The 18,298-nt window shown below is 59.7% G+C and carries 21 protein-coding genes and 1 tRNA gene; 14 read left to right on the forward strand and 8 right to left on the reverse strand.

Going from position 1 to position 18,298, the window contains the following annotated elements:
* Positions 1-12 precede the first annotated feature (12 nt).
* The 6 genes from bioB to ACWGKN_RS04510 are packed head-to-tail and all read left to right on the forward strand — an operon-like array spanning position 13 to position 5,990.
* Positions 13-1,035 (forward strand): biotin synthase BioB, encoded by a 1,023-nt coding sequence (gene bioB, locus ACWGKN_RS04485; protein ID WP_452094765.1) that lies wholly within the window; start codon positions 13-15, stop codon positions 1,033-1,035.
* Positions 1,032-2,342, forward strand: coding sequence for an adenosylmethionine--8-amino-7-oxononanoate transaminase (gene bioA, locus ACWGKN_RS04490; protein ID WP_452094766.1), 1,311 nt, complete (start codon positions 1,032-1,034; stop codon positions 2,340-2,342). Before bioB ends, bioA begins: the two co-directional genes overlap by 4 nt.
* Positions 2,339-3,538, forward strand: a complete 1,200-nt coding sequence (locus tag ACWGKN_RS04495; protein WP_035226197.1) for an aminotransferase class I/II-fold pyridoxal phosphate-dependent enzyme — start codon at positions 2,339-2,341, stop codon at positions 3,536-3,538. Before bioA ends, ACWGKN_RS04495 begins: the two co-directional genes overlap by 4 nt.
* Positions 3,539-3,544: 6 nt before the next feature.
* The gene (locus ACWGKN_RS04500; protein ID WP_452094767.1) at positions 3,545-5,035 is read left to right on the forward strand and encodes a pimeloyl-ACP methyl esterase BioG family protein; all 1,491 of its coding nucleotides are present in this window, start codon (positions 3,545-3,547) and stop codon (positions 5,033-5,035) included.
* On the forward strand, positions 5,032-5,784 hold the full coding sequence (bioD, locus tag ACWGKN_RS04505) for a dethiobiotin synthase (protein WP_424252856.1): 753 nt from the start codon (positions 5,032-5,034) through the stop codon (positions 5,782-5,784). The genes ACWGKN_RS04500 and bioD overlap by 4 nt, the downstream gene beginning before the upstream one ends.
* Entirely contained in the window at positions 5,781-5,990 is a 210-nt protein-coding gene (locus ACWGKN_RS04510; protein WP_035226195.1) for a hypothetical protein, read from the forward strand. Before bioD ends, ACWGKN_RS04510 begins: the two co-directional genes overlap by 4 nt.
* Positions 5,991-6,020: 30 nt before the next feature.
* Here ACWGKN_RS04510 and ACWGKN_RS04515 read toward each other — a convergent pair whose 3' ends face one another.
* Together ACWGKN_RS04515 and ACWGKN_RS04520 are read right to left on the reverse strand one after the other, a co-directional pair.
* Positions 6,021-6,155: a hypothetical protein gene (locus ACWGKN_RS04515; RefSeq protein WP_452094768.1), complete on the reverse strand. Its 135-nt coding sequence runs from the start codon at positions 6,153-6,155 to the stop codon at positions 6,021-6,023.
* Positions 6,152-6,502 (reverse strand): hypothetical protein, encoded by a 351-nt coding sequence (locus ACWGKN_RS04520; protein WP_452094769.1) that lies wholly within the window; start codon positions 6,500-6,502, stop codon positions 6,152-6,154. The genes ACWGKN_RS04515 and ACWGKN_RS04520 overlap by 4 nt, the downstream gene beginning before the upstream one ends.
* 118 nt (positions 6,503-6,620) lie before the next feature.
* Here ACWGKN_RS04520 and ACWGKN_RS04525 point away from each other — a divergent pair, with 118 nt between their 5' ends.
* Positions 6,621-6,980 (forward strand): hypothetical protein, encoded by a 360-nt coding sequence (locus ACWGKN_RS04525; RefSeq protein ID WP_424252859.1) that lies wholly within the window; start codon positions 6,621-6,623, stop codon positions 6,978-6,980.
* An 87-nt stretch (positions 6,981-7,067) separates the two neighbouring features.
* Positions 7,068-7,352 (forward strand): hypothetical protein, encoded by a 285-nt coding sequence (locus ACWGKN_RS04530; protein ID WP_035226190.1) that lies wholly within the window; start codon positions 7,068-7,070, stop codon positions 7,350-7,352.
* Positions 7,353-7,371: 19 nt separating this feature from the next.
* Here the strand turns inward: ACWGKN_RS04530 and ACWGKN_RS04535 are convergent, their stop codons facing one another.
* Both ACWGKN_RS04535 and ACWGKN_RS04540 read right to left on the reverse strand, forming a co-directional pair.
* Positions 7,372-7,572 carry a hypothetical protein gene (locus ACWGKN_RS04535; RefSeq protein ID WP_035226188.1) on the reverse strand — a complete coding sequence of 67 codons (201 nt, stop codon included), beginning with the start codon at positions 7,570-7,572 and terminating at the stop codon, positions 7,372-7,374.
* A gap of 96 nt (positions 7,573-7,668) precedes the next feature.
* On the reverse strand, positions 7,669-8,103 hold the full coding sequence (locus ACWGKN_RS04540; RefSeq protein ID WP_035226186.1) for a cupin domain-containing protein: 435 nt from the start codon (positions 8,101-8,103) through the stop codon (positions 7,669-7,671).
* A 1,012-nt stretch (positions 8,104-9,115) separates the two neighbouring features.
* Between ACWGKN_RS04540 and ACWGKN_RS04545 the strand changes: the two genes are divergently transcribed.
* Complete coding sequence (locus tag ACWGKN_RS04545; protein WP_452094770.1) at positions 9,116-9,421, forward strand: hypothetical protein; 306 nt, start codon at positions 9,116-9,118, stop codon at positions 9,419-9,421.
* Between the two features lie 332 nt (positions 9,422-9,753).
* On the opposite strand, the gene ACWGKN_RS04550 is transcribed toward ACWGKN_RS04545, so the two are convergent.
* Positions 9,754-10,026 (reverse strand): hypothetical protein, encoded by a 273-nt coding sequence (locus tag ACWGKN_RS04550; RefSeq protein WP_035226182.1) that lies wholly within the window; start codon positions 10,024-10,026, stop codon positions 9,754-9,756.
* A gap of 399 nt (positions 10,027-10,425) precedes the next feature.
* Entirely contained in the window at positions 10,426-10,752 is a 327-nt protein-coding gene (locus tag ACWGKN_RS04555; protein WP_035226180.1) for a hypothetical protein, read from the reverse strand.
* 445 nt (positions 10,753-11,197) lie between these two features.
* Here ACWGKN_RS04555 and ACWGKN_RS04560 point away from each other — a divergent pair, with 445 nt between their 5' ends.
* Positions 11,198-11,380, forward strand: coding sequence for a rubredoxin-like domain-containing protein (locus tag ACWGKN_RS04560; RefSeq protein ID WP_035226178.1), 183 nt, complete (start codon positions 11,198-11,200; stop codon positions 11,378-11,380).
* Positions 11,381-11,665: 285 nt separating this feature from the next.
* Here the strand turns inward: ACWGKN_RS04560 and ACWGKN_RS04565 are convergent.
* Together ACWGKN_RS04565 and malQ are read right to left on the reverse strand one after the other, a co-directional pair.
* Positions 11,666-11,741: transfer RNA gene (locus tag ACWGKN_RS04565), tRNA-Glu, on the reverse strand.
* A 111-nt stretch (positions 11,742-11,852) separates the two neighbouring features.
* Positions 11,853-13,388: a 4-alpha-glucanotransferase gene (gene malQ / locus ACWGKN_RS04570; protein ID WP_452094771.1), complete on the reverse strand. Its 1,536-nt coding sequence runs from the start codon at positions 13,386-13,388 to the stop codon at positions 11,853-11,855.
* Positions 13,389-13,812: 424 nt separating this feature from the next.
* On the opposite strand from malQ, the gene ACWGKN_RS04575 reads away from it, so the two are divergent.
* From ACWGKN_RS04575 to ACWGKN_RS04590, 4 genes are read left to right on the forward strand one after another with little or no spacing between them, the layout of a single operon-like run.
* Complete coding sequence (locus ACWGKN_RS04575; RefSeq protein ID WP_424252865.1) at positions 13,813-15,147, forward strand: sigma-70 family RNA polymerase sigma factor; 1,335 nt, start codon at positions 13,813-13,815, stop codon at positions 15,145-15,147.
* 55 nt (positions 15,148-15,202) lie between these two features.
* Positions 15,203-16,315, forward strand: coding sequence for an aminofutalosine synthase MqnE (mqnE, locus tag ACWGKN_RS04580; RefSeq protein WP_424252867.1), 1,113 nt, complete (start codon positions 15,203-15,205; stop codon positions 16,313-16,315).
* 4 nt (positions 16,316-16,319) lie between these two features.
* Positions 16,320-17,384, forward strand: a complete 1,065-nt coding sequence (gene mqnC / locus ACWGKN_RS04585) for a cyclic dehypoxanthinyl futalosine synthase (protein WP_035226170.1) — start codon at positions 16,320-16,322, stop codon at positions 17,382-17,384.
* A 31-nt stretch (positions 17,385-17,415) separates the two neighbouring features.
* Positions 17,416-18,270 (forward strand): menaquinone biosynthetic enzyme MqnA/MqnD family protein, encoded by an 855-nt coding sequence (locus tag ACWGKN_RS04590; protein ID WP_035226169.1) that lies wholly within the window; start codon positions 17,416-17,418, stop codon positions 18,268-18,270.
* Positions 18,271-18,298: the final 28 nt, after the last annotated feature.

The raw sequence follows: 18,298 nt of genomic DNA on the forward strand, positions 1-18,298 counted from the left end.
GTGAGGAGAACCATGTCGGTCAACCCTGATGGCGGTCCAGCCTGGACCGATCCTGCAATGGCGGATACCGTTGTCAGGCGCATTGAGCAGGGCGGCAGGCTGACCTTCGCCGAGGCCCTGACCCTGGCGACCGAGACCACCCCCACCGCCCTCTTCCAGGCGGCCGACCGCCTCCGGCGGAAGCTGCACCGGAACAGGCTCGATCTCTGTTCGATCATCAATGCCCGCTCCGGCAGGTGTTCGGAGAATTGCCGGTTCTGCGCCCAGTCGGCATTCTACGACACGGCCATCGACACCTATGACCTCATCGATGCCGAAACGGCGGTGTCCCAGGCCAGGGAAAACGAGGCCGGCGGCGTAGGGCGGTTCTCCCTGGTGACGGCCGGCAGGACGGTGAGCGAGGGGCAGCTGGAACGGTTCGGCGAGATCTATGCCCGGCTCAGGCGCGAGACCGGCCTGTCGCTCTGCGCCTCGATGGGCTTTCTCGACCGGCAGAAGGCGATGCGGCTGCGCCAATTCGGGGTCAGCCGCTACCACTGCAACCTCGAGGCGAGCCGCAGCTTTTTCCCTGAGGTCTGCACCAGCCATACCTGGCAGGAAAAGGTCGAGACCCTGGAAATCGCCCGGGATGCCGGCCTGGACCTCTGTTCCGGCGGCATCATCGGCATGGGCGAGAGCCTGGAGCAGCGTCTGCAACTGGCCTTTGAACTGCGCGAGCTGGGGGTGCTCTCGATCCCGATCAATATCCTAACCCCGATCGCCAACACCCCCTTTGCCGGCCTGACCCCGCTCAGCCCCCAGGAGATCCTGATCACGATCGCGATGTTCCGCCTGATCAACCCCGAGGCCGTCATCCGCATGGCCGGCGGCCGCACCCTGATGGGGGTTGAACAGCTGCGCTGCTTCACGGCCGGGGCGAACGGGGCGATCGTCGGCAACTATCTGACCACGGCCGGCAACACCCTTGCCGAGGACCTGCGGATGTTCGCCGATCTGGGTTTCGACATTGCCGGCAAGGGGAACCGAAGGCCATGACGGAGACCCTCGCAGCCAGGTCCACTGCCGATCTCCTCGATTTCGACCGCAGGCATCTCTGGCATCCATACACCTCCATCGATCAGCCCCTGTCGGTCTATCCGGTGGCCTCGGCCAAAGGGGTGCGCCTTCGTCTCATGGACGGACGGGAGCTGATCGACGGCATGGCCTCCTGGTGGTCGGTGATCCACGGCTACAGCCACCCCCGGCTGAACGAAGCGATCAGGGACCAGGCCGAGCAGCTCGCCCATGTGATGTTCGGCGGCCTCACCCATGAACCGGCGGTGGAACTCGGCCGGCGGCTGGTGCAGCTGACCCCGGCCGGCCTTGACCGGGTTTTTTTCTGCGACTCCGGGTCGGTGGCCGTGGAAGTGGCGATGAAGATGGCGATCCAGTACTGGCATGCCCTGGGAAAACCGTGGAAAAACCGTTTCTTGACCATCAGGTCGGGATACCACGGCGATACCTTCCACGCCATGTCGGTCTGCGATCCGGTCGCCGGCATGCACTCGCTCTATGGCGGCATCCTGCCGCGGCAGTTCTTCGCCGACCGCCCCGAATGTCATTTCGATGACGAATGGGACCCGGGCGATATCGCCTCCCTTGCCGGATTGCTCGAGGAAAACCACGGGCAGATCTGCGCCGTGATCCTCGAACCGATCGTCCAGGGCGCAGGCGGCATGCGCTTCTACCATCCCGAGTACCTCCGCCAGGCCCGCCGGCTCTGCGACGAATACCGGGTGCTGCTCATCGCCGACGAGATCGCCACCGGCTTCGGCCGCAGCGGCCGGCTCTTCGCCTGCGAGCATGCCGGCATATCTCCCGACATCCTCTGTCTCGGCAAGGCCCTGACCGGCGGCTACATGACCCTGGCCGCGGTCCTCGCCACGGCGGCGGTCGGACACGGCATCTCCGGGGCGGACCCCGGCGTCTTCATGCACGGCCCGACCTTTATGGCCAACCCGCTGGCCTGCCGGGTGGCGATCGCCTCGATCGACCTGCTTGTGGAATCGGACTGGCAGGCCCGGGTGAAGAGGATCGAGGGCCTGCTCCGGGAGGGCCTGGCCCTCTGCCGGGAGTGCGGGCAGGTCGCCGAGGTCAGGGTCCTCGGCGCCATCGGCGTGGTCGAGTTGAGGGAACCGGTGCGGCTGGCTGCCGTCCAGCAGGCCTTTGTCGAGCACGGCGTCTGGGTCCGTCCCTTCGGCCGGCTGGTCTATGTCATGCCCCCGTACTGTATTACCGACGAGGATCTGCAGACCCTGACCTCGGCCATCTGCGCGGTAGTCCACTCGGAGGTCTGGAGATGAAGCCATCCTACCGGAAAGCACTTGACCGCCTGCGGGAAAACGGCCGTCTGCGCCAGCTCCACCTCCTTGATGGCCGCGAGGGCAGCCGGGTGAATTACCAAGGCAGCCGACTCCTGAACCTGACCTCCAACGACTATCTCGGACTTGCCGCCGACAGGAGGCTGCTCGAGCGCTTCTATGCCGGAATCGACAGCGGTTCGCTGATCGACCGATTCGGCCTCGGGGTCGCCTCGTCGCGCCTGCTCAGCGGCGACTGCACCGTGGCCCACGAGCTCGAGCAGACCCTGGCTGCGACCTACGGCAGACCGGCGGCCCTGCTCTACAACTCCGGCTATCATGCCAATATCGGCATCCTGCCGGCCTTGACCGACAAGGGCGACCTGATCCTCTCGGACAAGCTGAACCACGCCTCGATCCATGACGGCCTGCGTCTCAGCCAGGCCGAGCACCGGCGCTATCGCCACGGCGATTATGACCACCTCGAAGGCCTGCTCGAACAGCTGCGTTCCGACTACGAGCGGGTGATCGTGGTCAGCGAATCGGTGTTCAGCATGGATGGCGATGTCGCCGACCTCCGTCGCCTGGTGGAAATCAAGAACCGCTTCGATTGCCTCCTCTATGTCGACGAGGCCCACGCCGTCGGTCTGTACGGCGAAAAAGGTCTTGGACAGGCCGAAGAGCAGGGGGTGCTGAACGAGGTCGACCTGCTGATCGGCACCTTCGGCAAGGCCCTGGCCTCGGTCGGCGCCTTTGTCCTCTGCAGCGGCGATATCAGGGAGTATCTCGTCAACCGCAGCCGTTCACTGATCTTCACCACCGCCCTGCCGCCGGTGGTCATCAGCTGGAATCACTTCGTCTTCCGGCACATGCTCGGTCTAGGCCGGCAGCGTCTGCATCTGCAGGGTCTTGCCGGCAGGCTGCGTTCCGAACTCGTGCGAGTCGGCCTGTCGACGGCCGGCTCGACCAATATCGTGCCGGTCCTGATCGGCCAGGACGCTCCGACCGTCAGGCTGGCGGAAGCGATGCGCAAAGGCGGCTGGTTGATCTTTCCGGTCCGTCCGCCGACGGTGCCCGAGGGGACGGCGCGATTGCGTCTGTCGCTGACCGCCGATATGCTCTGGCAGGAGGAGCTGGCTCCGCTGGCGGCGGCGATTGCCGCGGAACTGGGCGGGCTGCAGGAACCCTCCGGTCGCTGAACTGCTATGAAAAGCACATGGCTGCACAGGCACAGCCGTCAGGCCCTGATCGTCTTCTGCAATGGCTGGGGTATGGACTACCGGCCGTTCCGTCACCTGGAGGCTGATCGCTGTGACGTCCTGATGCTCTGGGATTACCGGCAGATGACCCCGGTGGCCGACATCGTCGCCCTGGCCGGCCAGTATGCCGAAATCTACCTGGTCGGCTGGTCGATGGGGGTCTGGGCCGGACAGCGGATGTTTTCCCCGGTGCGGGAGCATTTCCAGGCGGCGATCGCCGTCAACGGCACCCTTTGCCCGATCCATGACCGCTTCGGCATCCCGGAGGCGACCATCGCCGGCACCCTGCGCAACTTTTCCGAGGTATCGCGGGATAAACTCTATCTGCGGATGTGCCGCGACCGGCAGGGGCGCCCGATATTCCAGGAAAACCTGCCGGCCCGCAGCCTCGCTGGCCAGAAGGAGGAGCTGCGGGCGCTCCTGCAGGAGTGCGACTGCCGGCCGGGGAAAGTCTGTACTCCCATGTCATGGTGGCCGACAAGGATGCCGTCATGCCGACCGCCAACCAGCTGCAGTTCTGGCAGGCCGCCGATCCCCGTGTCGTCTGCGGCGGCCATTTTCCGTTTCACCTGTGGCCGGGTTGGGATGCCTTTCTCGCCGCGGCGATGCGGCCCGGGACTGAGCCCCCGGGTGAGAGTTGAGAGCGGCCCGGTGATCTTTCATCCTGATAAAAACGAGGTGGCACGGCGCCTTAAGCGCAGTCTCGCCACCTATGACGACAACGCCGTGGTCCAGGAGAGGATCGGCGCCAGGCTGGTCGATCTGCTCGGCACCTGTCCCGAGCTCAGGTTTTCCAGGGTCCTGGAGGTTGGCTGCCGCACCGGTCTGATGACCGAAAAGCTCTGCCGCCGTTTTCCGGTCGAGACCCTCTACCTCAACGACCTGGTCGCCGAGTTCTGCGACCGGGCACGACAGCGGACCGAAGCGGCTGTTGCGGCCGCCCCGCGGCTTTTGCCCGGCGATATCGAGGCGACGGCGCTGCCCGATGACCTTGACCTCATCGTTTCCTCCTCCACCCTGCAGTGGCTGCGCGATTATGCCGGGGTCTTCGCCAGGTTTGCCGATGCCCTCCGGGCCGGCGGTTATCTGGTCTTCTCGTTTTTCGGCGACGGCACCCTGCGTGAGATCAGGGAACTCACCGGCCGGGGCCTGCAGTATCCCGGCCTCGAAGAGCTCAGGGGACTTCTCGAAGGACGATTTACCGTTCTCGGCAGCGAGTCCCGGTGCGACGAGCTGATGTTTGCGGAGCCGCGGCAGGTCCTGCGCCATCTCCAGGCCACCGGTGTCGGCGGTCTCGGCCGCTATCGCTGGACCCCGGCCGGCCTGCGGCGGTTCGAGCAGGATTACCGCCGGCTGTTCGGCAGTACCCGGGGGGTCCGGCTCAGTTATGTCTCGCACCTTGTAGCGGCCAGGAAGATTGGAGGAGAGAGGGCATGACGGCGATGGGCAAAGTTTTCTGCATCAGCGGCATCGATACCGATATCGGCAAGACCATCGTCACCGGTCTGCTGGCAAAATATCTCGTCCGCCAGGGTCTGCGGACCATCACCCAGAAGATCGTCCAGACCGGCTGCACCGGCATCAGTGAAGATATCCTGCGCCACCGGCAGATCATGGGGAGCGGGATTGTCGACGAAGACCGGCAGGGGCTGACCTGTCCCTATGTCTTTGGCACGCCATGTTCGCCGCACCTTGCCGCCCGTCTGGCGGGACAGGTGATCGATTGCGGCCTGATCGGCGCGGCCACGGACCGCCTGCGTGACCGCTATGATGTCGTGCTGCTGGAAGGGGCCGGCGGGCTGCATGTGCCCTTGACCGAGGATGTGACCCTGCTTGATTATATCGGCGAAAAAGGGTATCCGGTTATCCTGGTCACCAGCCCCCGGCTGGGTTCGATCAACCATACCGTCGCGGCCCTCGAACTCCTGCATCACCGCGGTATCGATCTGCGCGGGCTGGTCTATAACCGCTTTCCGGACCAGGACCCGAGAATTACCGCTGACTCCGCCGCGGTTTTTCTGCGGTTCCTGGCACGGTTCGCTTTCCCCTGCTGTCTGGTTGATCTCGGCCCTTTCCCCGGCGCGACGACAGCATGCGACACTACCGATTTCTCCTGTCTCTTTGGGGAGAAACGGGAACGGGATGAAGTTGTGAATATATCAACAATACAGGGAAAAAACGCATGAGTACGATACGGAAAGATTGTCTTCACTGCAAATATTACCGGCTCGACGATATTTTTTCCGGTGTCTGCCGGGTTGAAAAAATGGACATCTATCCGCTCAAACGCAACGAAGATACCTGCCCGTCATGGCGTGATTGCGGCCAGCAGTATTATATCAGGCTGGGTTGGATCAAGGCCAAAAAGGAGGCGGCGCTGTCGGCCTCGTAAAAACAGTGGCGGCAGGAGATGCCGAGGGGCTTACAGCGGCATCCTGGTGATCCGTACCACTCGATCTCTGTCGATCTGGACCTGGACGCCGGAATCATCCACGACCGTGACGGTCTCCTTGTCGGACGTGATGTTCCGCCCTTCGATCCTGCCGCCGCCGGTCACTTCAACCGTATAGAGGAAGGCGGCGGCGCTGCCGACGGCCTTCGGGTTGTCCGGGGGGAAGCGGCGGGCGTATTTCGACCGGTGAAGACATCCTGGAGAAACGGGATGACGGCATCCGTGTTGAACCCGTCGGCAAAATGTGTTTTGATCCCAGCCTGCAGCGTTGTTGACACGCCTCTGGAGGCTTGATGGATGGGATCGCGGAAGATGTACAGACATGACCCGGCGATGACCGACACGGTGAAGACGGCCAGGAACAGGATGATCCGAGATATCAGCCGTTTTTTCCTGCTGATCGGATCGGTTTCATCATAATGGCGGTTGTCGAATCGTTCCAGTCCGGTCATGTGAGGCGGGGAGTGTGTTCAAATATCATTGAATCGAGAGATTGTCTCGTGTGCTCCGGCTGGTGCGGTGAAAAAAAAGGGCATCGATTGGCATCGGGGCACGATCCAGGAGGAAAAGATGAAGCATCTGCCACGAATAACTCTGCTGTTGTGGGGCCTGATGATCGCCGGTTATGTCTTTCTGCCGGAGGTGGTCCTGAGGGATGCGGTTCAGTACCCGTTTGTCGTTCTCCTGTCGATCTTTCTCCCCATCAGTCTCTGGCTCAGTGTTCAGGATGGGAAGAAACTGGGGGTGGTGATTCTGGCAGGAATATTTCTCGCCAATGTGGCTCTGCTGGTATTCGCCCTGGAACGGAATTACACTTCATGGAAGACACATGAGCGCAGCGCCGGCAAAGGGATTTTCCCGCCTATCGCGGGGTTGCTGGCCGGGAAAAAAGATGCTGTAAGAAGCCAGTATGCCGCGCGGTATATTTAGGGGCCGTTACGAAATAACCGTTACATTTTTCACCATTTCGTTACGGCCCCTTATGCCGGAAAGGTATTTCTGTGTAACGGTTATTGTTTGACGACGGCTTACCAGCATTTTTCCGTTGCGGTGCCATACAAGACAGGCGAGGGAGGGTTTGCGGTCTACGCGCCGAACGAGCAGGACAAAAAGATCTTCCGGCAGCAATCTTCGCAGGATGTGGAAGCGAAAATCGTACGGATGGATGCTGAAAGTCAACTGCCGACAACCTTTCTGCTGCTCGCCCTCCATGTCGGCATCTTTGTCCTCTTGCTGCTCTTCCTGCTGATGTATGAGCAGAAGCCATTACCATCTCCAGTGCAGACTGGAGACGCATCGTAGACGGACTTTGGGCCACATCTCAGTTCTTGAGCAGGTCCTCGTTCGGCTTTTTGTAATATTTGGGGTTTGTTGAATCGGCGGAGGGTTCTTTTTCCTGCAGTTTTTCGACGATATCACGCGGCAAGGTCACGATGCTCCTGCCGGTCAGATATTGATATCCGTACGAGATCCCAAGCAGGATCAACAGATAGATGGCTATTTTTTTTATGAGATTTACCATGTCATGCCTCTTCAGCTAGCGTATTTTTTCTTCAGGGGGGCCTGTCCTGATGGTTGATCGTGGGTGGCATCCTGTAGTTTCTACCCCCAAACCTCTTCACCGGTCCTTCTTGATGCTCAGCGGCTGGTCGGGACTGCCGGCGTAGAAGACAATGATCTCCGCAGGATCCGCACCCTCATTTTTCCCGTAATGCCAGGTATCGACAACCTCGATTATCGGATCTCCCGCCTTCAAGTGCAGCATCTTCCCGTCCCTGGTGACCACAGTCAGTTGACCGTGCACCAGAACCCCGGCGTTAATGAGCGGATGCCGGTGCAGAGGCAACCTTGCCCCGGGCGGAATGGTGATCCGGAGGAGAGTGATTTCCGCCTTACCGGCAGGATAGGCGGGCAGCGGCGTGCCATCCCAGCTATGCCTCGCCTTGACCAGTTCCTTGACAGTAGAGGTTTGGACCTCCTTCGCCTGGACAGAGCCAGGGGTCAGGCACAACAACGCCAGGAGGAGGACAGGGACAAGCCGTATATGCATCATTTCTTGTCTTGCTGTCAACTTGTTTGACAGTCCATCAGATGTGAGGACCCTGTCGGTTTGTTTGATATTTCCAAACAAGGTCGGCCTGCCAGGCGGCGGAGCAGGTCGCTGATGTTTCCGGTACGTGGGAGTTGTTCGTCACTTGTGGTGACGATGAAGAGTATTCCCATGATGCCACCTGTTGTCGCCTGGATTCTGTCAAAGGCCTGTACGGTCAGAATCACCACAAAAACATACCTGCAAAAGTACCGTTTGGGAACACAAAAAGGTTCGGCCGGACAACCCGAGCGCTCATTTATCTGCCTGAATTTCCACTGCAATGTGGCTTGTCTATTGAGACAGGCTTGACAGCGGCGTGCCAGAGGGGCGCGGGCCGCGCGGTCAGTGGAATCGCATAAAAGATCAGACTGCCGGCCATGTCACGCCGCATATATGGTATTGTGTTGAAATGGCCGGCTTGCTGTCATCATCGAGTATGTTTATACCATAGATTCCGGAATTTGAATATGTTCCGGCACAAACAAGAATGCCATCTTGCTAATTTCTTAAGATAATTCGAGGCTATCGGGACGGGAGGCTTCCCCTCGATCGTGGCCGGTAATCACGGTAATGCCGAATCGATCGATAATCGCCACTCGGAAACGACTGTGAGAATCGCAGCAACCAGGGCCTTTGACCACACGTTGAACTGGCCCTGCAACGAATAATGCGGAATCCCTGAAAGTGAGCCTGAGTGGATGGATCCGATTGCATCCGGACACCGGACGGCAACGGATGGCCTTTTTTGAATCAGCGCGGTGGTAGTAGGGCATAGTTCATTTCCTCCTCCATCCTGCCTTATTTCCGCAAATATGGAAAAAAAGTGGGTGTATCCGATTATGCTGAAGCAATGTTCCGCAGAAGAGAAAGAGGAGACTGGACAAATCGACGGGGGTGGTGAATTCGCTGAATTCGTATACTGCTATTGCCGGGAAAACCATAGGCAGCCGGATATATATCCGGCTGATGGTACATGCCGACGACGAACAAGGGGGAAGGTATGGTAATGTCGGAGCAGGAATTTTTACACAACATCGCGGCGGCACAGTCGCTTCTTTCGGTCCAGGCGTATTCGGCGTTTCTCAACGGGTATATGCGCGGCCTGAGGTGTCATTTTCATGGCGAAGCGTTCGCCACCCGGCAGGAACATGGCTTGTTCATGACCCTGGTCGACGATCCCGACACGACCAAGGCTGCCATGGGGAGAGGGTACAGGGCCGGTCTTTCCGGAAAAACGGTTGAGGACCTGCTGAGAGACATGGAGTTGAGCATCGACTGACCCGCTCGACGGTGGAGAACCTCGTCGGATGGGTCTCAATTCAATTATCCGGAAAAATTCGGTAATGGTGGCGGCAGGGGTGTGCTGTCCGCCTCTTTTTTACCCCCTCTGTCGAACGGCATTTCCAGCCCGGTTGGCCGGACACATTGACTGGACAACCGGAAAGTTTACCGGCGGAGAGAACGAAACGGGACCCGGACCGGTGGCAATTCCTGCATACACTACCGGCAGAACCGACTGCAGGGTCAAAATTCGGTAGGAAGTGACAAAATATGGAACAGCGCGCAAACCCGGACGAGGCGGGAAAAGGCGTCGTTCTCCGCTGCTGGCCGCTACTTTGCGACGAGATCTGAAGGAAGCCTCCCGCACCCTCTTAATCTGTCGATGATGATAAAATATTGTTCGACGGTTTCCTTATGCTGCGGGCCGATGCGTGCCATGATATTGCGTATCGCCGTCCGGCGGTCAATTTTCATAAGCTCGTATACTGAAAATCCAAAAAAATCATGAGGCTGAGAGATCAGGAATTCAAGAAACCGATCTTCATCCTTGGAAACTTTTTTCGTGGCGGAGTTGTTGGCGATTGTGCTGGGAAAGACGTGCATTCTGTTTACACCCTACCTGTGACGGACGCATGCCACAGAAAAATATCACTATGATCGTGTGAGCTATCTATTTGGAACAACAGAAAATCTGCAAGATGGAGATCGTTTGGGTTGGTTCTGGACAATCATGCAGGTGATTGTGGCGGTTTCGGTTGCTCCTGATAGACGAGAGATGCAAAATAGAGGCCAGAATGATGGTTGAGGCCGAGATCAGCCTGCTGCCGTCGAGATCGAAAGATGGAGGGAGGCAAAGGACAGTGTGGGGCATACCGGTGGATGGTGCCGGTGGACACCTGAAAGGAGCGGCAGAGCGACGTGTGACCCTTCGCTCTGCTGAACGCTGCCCCATGGGACTTCAACCCTTCTGACCAGCGAGAGGGGATGGTCAAAAACACCATATCAGAAGATCAACTCCAGGACATACGCTATGATGAACCAGGACGCGCCCAGAATTGCCAGTATCAGTAGTGTTTTCCACAAGTTGTTGCGTGCCCGGACGAGACGGACGACGACGGTTTCTCCGCCTTCTACGGAATCGACAGTAAAATAGGCTGGTTTGCTGTTCGGCACATGAATCTCTATCACATCTCCGATTTTTACCTCCGAACCTTCATAGCGTACCTGCTGGATGAGGAATTCAGCGTTGGTGTCTTTATTCACGAAGCGATAGATGGTCCCGGCGGTATCTGCAGTCATATCCTGTCCGGGCGCAAGCTCTTCAGTCATCGGTGATGTCTCTTTCCTTGTGGGTGGCCCCTGGTGAAGCGGTGTTGGACGGAATCTGATTCATGCGCTCATTCGCATGAACCACTCCAGCATCCCGGTACTCCTTCACAGCTACTATATCCAAAGATCCTTCAAAGGAAAAGGGGCCTTGTCATCACGGAACCGATGGCTCGGAACGCCTCGGGTCTTCACCGTCTGTGGCATCGAGGGTACACCCGACCGGCCGGAAACATTTTCCGGACCTGAGCCGTGGTCACGCACAGACGCCATCCGCTCCGGCCTGCAACGAAAAGGTGGCTGCATTACTCTTCCCGACAAGAGCGACCATTTGACATCCTCCCCGGGCTATGCTGAAGTAAAAGGTACATGTTCCACGGTTCATCCGGGATGACCACGAGGGCGCAACGATCCTGGTTGAAGATGAGATCGGAAAAGGAGGTAATTTATGGCTGAAAACAAACAACAAACACCTGATCCATTCTGGAAGTGTCAAAACTGCGGCAACACGATACAGATACCGCTGCCGCCGGAAGAATGCCCGGCCTGCCATGAGAAATGCGAGTTTCTGAATGTCACGTGCTACACCCCGGAGTGCGGGTTCACCGGGATTGATCCGCGCCTGAAATAGGATCAGTGCGGTTTAAGAATCACTGTCGGATCGACTCGGTGCCACCTGATCGGAGAAGGCATCACCAGGCGGAACTTCCTGCGAGGCAAGCGGAAAGGTTTGTTGGATTGACAAGATGGTCGCGGTCTCTACCCCTTGTGGTGATCGGCAGTTTCGACTGCATGGGCGGCATCGTCCATCCATGCGGCAATAATTGAAAGGTGAGCTCAAAAATTAAAAGCCCTCTGAAAAACCTTCGAAAACAAAAAAGCCACCCGGGATAATCTCCTGAGTGGCTGAATTGTTTGGTGACCCCAAGGGGACTCGAACCCCTGTTACCGGCGTGAGAGGCCAGTGTCCTAGGCCACTAGACGATGGGGCCAAAATGTGCTGACTCTTTTACAAGACTGTATGGGGCTTGTCAAGGCTTTGTTCTCGCCGAGCTGTTTTTCATTCGAGGGAAGAATTCCGTTTGATTGCAAGGGGTCAATCATCACGGATTTCGTTCCCGGCCAAAGCGCACTGTCAGGTCATGGAGGAATGCCGCCCGCTCCGGGGTGAGGAATTCCGCCGCACAGCGCCATCGCCAGTTCCCGCTCGCCAGGCCGGGAGTATTCATCCGGCAGTCGCTGCCGAAGCCGAGTACATCCTGGAGCGGCAGGATCGTTAACCGGCCGGTTGATGACATTGCCAGGTAGATCAGGTCTTCATGGATTCCACTGCCATCGTCCAGCCGGCGGTTGGCATGACGCTTGATCTCCCGGCGCATCCCGTCGTTGATCCGGTCGCTGAGAAACCAGCCGACGGTCGTGTCGTTGTCATGGGTGCCGGTGTAGACCACGCAGTGAGGCGTCGTGAAATTGTATGGCAGAAAGCTGTTGTCGGGGTTGCCGTCGAAGGCGAACTGGAGGACCTTCATGCCGGGAAATCCTAGGCTGTCGCGCAGCGTCGAAACCTCGGGGGTGATGAGGCCAAGATCCTCGGCGATGATGTCGAGCCGGCCCAACCGGTCGAAGATCCGGTCGAAGAAGGCCTTGCCGGGGCCATGCCGCCATTGCCCCTCGACGGCCGTGTCGTTGGCCGCCGGAATCGACCAGTAGGATTCGAAGCCGCGGAAGTGATCGATCCGGGCCATGTCGACCATGTTGAAGATTGCCGCGATCCGGCTGGTCCACCAGTCGAGCAGGAGATTATCGGTCGCCTCTTCGTCGCGATCCCAGCGATACAGGGGGTTGCCCCAGCGCTGGCCGGTGGCGCTGAAATAGTCGGGGGGGACGCCGGCGACGTGGGTCGGCAGCAGCGTCCGGTCATCGAGGGCGAAGATCGGCTGGTGGGACCAGACGTCGACACTGTCGAGGCCGACATAGATCGGGATGTCGCCGAACAGGCGGACGCCCGCCTTCTGCGCGGCCAGGCGCAACAGGTCCCACTGGCGGAAAAATTCGAACTGCTCGAACTGGAAATAGCGGAACCGCGACATGTTTTCCTGTCTGAAGGAGGCAAGCGCATCGGCATGCCGCTGCGCCAGTTCCGGGGGCCAGTCGAACCAGCCGGCGTTGCCGAACCGCTCCTTGATGGTCATGAACAGGGCGTAGTCATCGAGCCAGGGCGCTGCCGCCGCAAAACGGCGGAAGGCGCTGCCGCCGAACCCGGAAAACCGGTCGAATGCCTCCGTCAGCAGCCGTTCCTTGTATTCCGTGACCGCGACGTAATCGGTGCTGTAGGGCGAGAAGCCGGGGTGGTCGCGGAGGCCCGATTCGGAGACCAATCCCTCGGTGAACAGGATGTCGGGCGCAATGAGCAGGGGGGATCCGGCGAAGGCCGAGGAACTCATGTAGGGCGAATTGTCAAATAGCGGATTGGTGGGGACGGTCGGCAGGAACTGCCAGCAGCTCTGCCCGGCGGCGGCGAGAAAATCCAGGAAGGCGTAGCTCGAGGGTCCGATATCGCCGATACCGTAAGGCGAGGGGAGGGAACTGATATGCGCGAGGATGCCGCTGGCTCGTTTCGAGGATTGGAGAGTGTGCATGGTGGTGGTCTCGCTGGTATCAATGTAACGTCATTCCGCTATGATGGCGGAAGGGGTCGGCCGCGTGGCGGAAAAGCTCAGGGCACGGGCTTGTATCTCGGTTGAAGAATGATATAATATAAGACAACGGTTGCCGTGATCCTCCTCCCCCTGTTCCGTGTATCTTGACATGGGTAACAGCGTTTTTGCCAGTACATTGTTGATGTCCCCGCGTTCAATTTTAACAATTTGCATTTTTCTTGATGATGAATTAACATTGAATGTTTTGCAGCCATGCTGCAGTGCGTGGAGAAGGAATTCTGCCGGTAATCTTTCAAATACGGATTTCTACAGAGGCAATCTCTACCATACCGGATAGATTATCGGTCAGTTGCAACCTGCTCGTCTGGTAATCTTTTAAATCAAGCAATGGAGTGGTATCTCAGTGCTGTCAGAACTCAAAGAAAATCTTCTCAAAGCCGGAAAATTGGAAGGGTGTATCAGTTTCAGCGACCTGAATGAACTGTTGCCTGAAGAAATCAAGGATCCCAGCGCGATAGAGAGCATTTTCAATTTTCTTGGTGCCCATGACATCGAGATTGTCACCATTGAGGAGTCCGGTGAGAAACGGACCCTTTCCGGAGAGATCTGGGAGAAGAAGGATGAGGCATCGCTGGATATTGATGATCTCAAGGATGAAATGGTCGGCGGCGGTGAGGAAGACGTCCACGAAGCCGAGGAGACCACCACCACCTATCTTCGGGAGATGGGCCGTTTCGATCTGCTGACCCCCGAGGAAGAGGCGAAGTACAGCAAGACCATCCGTCAGGGATTCGAGTCGATCATCCATGCGATCCGTGAAGATTCGTCCGGTGTCAAGGAGATGCGGCTTCTGGTCGACCGCATCGATCTCTGGGAAAAACGTGATCCGACCCTCAAGCCGAAGAAACAGCAATTGAATTTCATGCGCTATTCGGTGGCGAGTGCGTCGAAAAAATATCCGGATGTCCGTGAGTTGTTCGAACTGCAGGCCAAGCTCGAGGCCTACAGCCGCTCGATCGAGGTCGCCAAGGATACGATGATCCGGGCCAATCTCCGCCTGGTGGTGTCGATCGCCAAACGCTACATGCACCAGGGCCTGACCCTGGCCGATCTCATCCAGGAAGGCAACCTCGGCCTGATGCGGGCGGTCTTCCGCTTCGACTACACCAAGGGCAACAAGTTTTCCACCTACGCCAGCTGGTGGATCCGCCAGGCGATCACCCGGGCCATCCTCGACAAGACCAGGACCATCCGGCTGCCGGTCCATTTCCTCGAACTGCGGAGCCAGTTCTTCAAGGCCTTCTACGCCCTGTTCAAGGAGCTGGGGCGGGAACCGACGCCGCTCGAGATCTCGAAGGCGACCAATCTGCCGATGGACAAGATCCTGTCGATCCTCGAGGCCTCGCGCGAGCCGATCTCGCTCGAGACCCCGGTCGGCGACGATGATTCGACCCTCGGGGATTTCCTCGAGAACCAGGAGTCGCAGTCACCCTACGATGCGGTCCAGACCCGGGAACTGGCCGGTCGGGTGACGGAGATCCTCTCCACCCTGAGCGAGCGGGAGGAGAAGATCATCCGCCTGCGCTTCGGCATCGGCGAGAAGGCGGAATACACCCTCGAGGAGATCGGCAAGCGATTCAACGTCTCGCGTGAACGTATCCGCCAGATCGAGAAGAAGGCGCTCAACCGCCTGCGGCACTCGAGCCGGCGTGAAAAGCTGAAGTTCTTCATCGATTGACCGATACCACCATCCCATCGACAAGCCGGGTGCATCGCCCGGCTTTTTTATTGCCGTGAAAAAATACATTGAACAGGCCGGCTTCGGCACAATTCTCGAAAAGGTGGAGGCAGGCCGGCGCCTGACTCACGATGACGGCCTGCAGCTCTATCGCAGCCACGATATCCTCGCCCTCGGCTATCTGGCCGATATCGTCCGTACCAGGCTCAACGGCGACCGGGCCTATTTCATCTACAACCAGCATCTCAACTACTCCAATATCTGCACCAACCTGTGCAAATTCTGCGCCTTCGGCAAGGAGAAGGGGGCCGACAAGGCCTACGAGATGACGGTCGAAGAGGTCAGGCAGAAGGTCCGCGACCGGCTCGACGAGCCGATCACCGAGGTCCATGTGGTCGGCGGCATTCACCCCGATCTGCCCTTCTCCTACTATGTCGAGATGCTGCGCGGGATCCGGGAGGTGCGGCCGGATGTCCATATCCAGGCCTTCACCTGCGTCGAGATCGCCCATCTGGCCGGACTGGCCGGCACATCGGTCGGCGATACCCTCGAGGTGCTGAAGGAGGCCGGGCTCGGCTCGATTCCGGGCGGCGGCGCCGAGGTCTTCAGTCCCCGCATCCGCCGGCTGACCTGTGAGAAGAAGCTGGCCGGCAACGACTGGCTGGAGATCGCCAAGACCGCCCACCGCCACGGCCTGCGCACCAATGCGACGATGCTCTACGGTCATATCGAGACGATCGAGGAACGGCTCGAGCACCTGGCCGCCCTGCGCCAGGCCCAGGATGAGACCGGCGGCTTTCTCGCCTTCATCCCGCTGGCCTTCCATCCCCAGAATACCGGGATGGCGAGCCTGGCGAAGACCAGCGGCATCGATGACCTGAAAAATATCGCCGTGGCCCGGCTGTTCCTCGACAACTTCCCGCACATCAAGGCCTACTGGGTGATGATCGGGCCGAAGCTGGCCCAGATCGCACTGTCCTTCGGCGCCGACGACATGGACGGTACGGTCAAGGAGGAGGTCATCACCCATATGGCCGGGGCCGACACCGACCAGGCCATCGGCAGCACCATCCTGGTGCGGCTGATCCGGGAGGCCGGCCGGGTGCCGGTCGAGCGCGATACCCTCTACAACGTCCTCAGGGTCCATGGGACCGAGGGGGTGATGTGAGGCCATGACGGATCGATTGATCGCCGATATCCATGCCCGGGTGCTCGCCGGCGGGCGGATCGCTGACGACGAGTTCCCGGCCCTCGAGCGGACGGCCGGACTCTACGACCTCGCCTTTCTCGCCGATGCCATCCGCCGGCGCCTCCATCCCGAGCGGATGGTGACCTATGTGATCGACCGCAACATCAACTATACCGATATCTGCATCTCGGCCTGCAAGTTCTGCGCCTTCTTCAAGGCCCCGGAGGACAAGGGCGGCTATCTGCTGTCCTTTGACGAACTCGGGCGCAAGATCGAGGAGACCAGGGCCCTCGGCGGTACCCAGGTCCTTCTCCAGGGCGGGCTGCATCCCGATCAGCCGCTGGAGTACTACGAGGAGATGCTGCGCTTCATCAAGACATGCGGCATCCATGTCCACGGCTTCTCGCCGCCGGAGATCTGGCATTTCTCGCAGCTGTCGGGGCTGCCGGTGCGGCAGGTGGTGCAGCGGCTGATCGCCGCCGGCCTCGATTCGATCCCCGGCGGCGGGGCCGAGATCCTCTGCGACCGGGTCCGGCAGGCGGCGGCGCCGCGCAAATGCAGTGCCGACCAGTGGCTGTCGGTGATGGAAGAGGCGCATCACCAGGGACTGCGGACGACGGCGACGATGATGTTCGGCCACATCGAGACGATGGCCGAGCGGCTGGAGCACCTCCGCCGCCTGCGTGAGTTGCAGGATCGCACCGGCGGCTTCACCGCCTTCATCCCCTGGCCTTTTCAGCCGGACAATACGGTGCTGGCCGGGGTGGAGAAGACCACCGCCATGGGCTATCTGCGGATGCTCGCCCTGTCGCGCATCTATCTCGACAACTTCGCCAATGTCCAGGCCTCCTGGGTCACCCAGGGGCCGAAGATCGCCCAGCTGTCCCTCTTCTTCGGCGCCAATGATTTCGGCAGCACGATGATCGAGGAAAACGTCGTCGCCGCCGCCGGGGTCAGCTTCCGACTGACCGAGGAAGAGATCCGCCGACTGGTGGCAGACGCCGGTTTTACCCCGCGGCAGCGGCGGATGGATTATTCCCTCGTCTGAGGTGTCAATTGGTATTCCCGGGATGAACTCGATGATTACTGCTGGTGGAAGAACCGGGTGCCGGATCGGCATGGTCAACTATATCAATACCGCCCCGATCTACGAGGTGTGGAAAGAGACCGTCCGGCGTCAGGACTGGCGGGTGCACGAGGATGCGCCGGCGGCGCTGTGCCGGATGCTGGCTGCCGGCGAGCTCGATATCGGCGTGGTCTCCTCCTTTGAATACGGCGAGCGGCCGGAGAACTACCGGATCATGGACGACCTGTCGATCAGCGCCAACGGGCCGGTGGGGTCGGTGTTTCTCTTCTCCCGGGTGCCGATGGAACGGCTGGATGGCGGCCAGGTGCTGCTCACCAATCAGTCGAAGACCTCGGCGGCCCTGGTGCGGGTGATCCTCGAGGAGTTTGGCGGCGTCAGGCCGGTGTACAGTACCGGCGAGGCCCGCACTGTTGCCGACCAGGTCCAGGCGGTGCTGGCGATCGGCGATGACGCCCTGCGGCTGGCCCGGGAGGGCCGTTACCCGCATCGCTATGATCTGGGCGAGATCTGGAAGCGGGAAACCGGTCTGCCCTTTGTCTTCGCCGTTTTTGCCGTGCGCGAGGAGTATTGCCGCAACCATGCCGAGGAACTGGCCGAGATCCACCGGGAGTTCCTCCGTTGCCGGACCCGCGGCCGGGAGCAGATGTACCTGATCTGCTCCCGGGTCGCCCCCCGCATCCCGATGGATTGCGATGACTGCTATGCCTATCTGCGGGCGATCGAGCATGATCTCGGGACGGAAAAGCAGCTCGCCCTGGAGAAATTTTTCGGCTATCTGATCGCCAGGGGCGAGGCCTCGGCCGCGGCCCTGCCGCTGAAGATCCACAGACTGCCCGCTGCCACCTGACAGACGGGGAAGAACCACAACCGCCGGC

It is taken from the genome of Desulfoprunum sp., assembly GCF_053613775.1.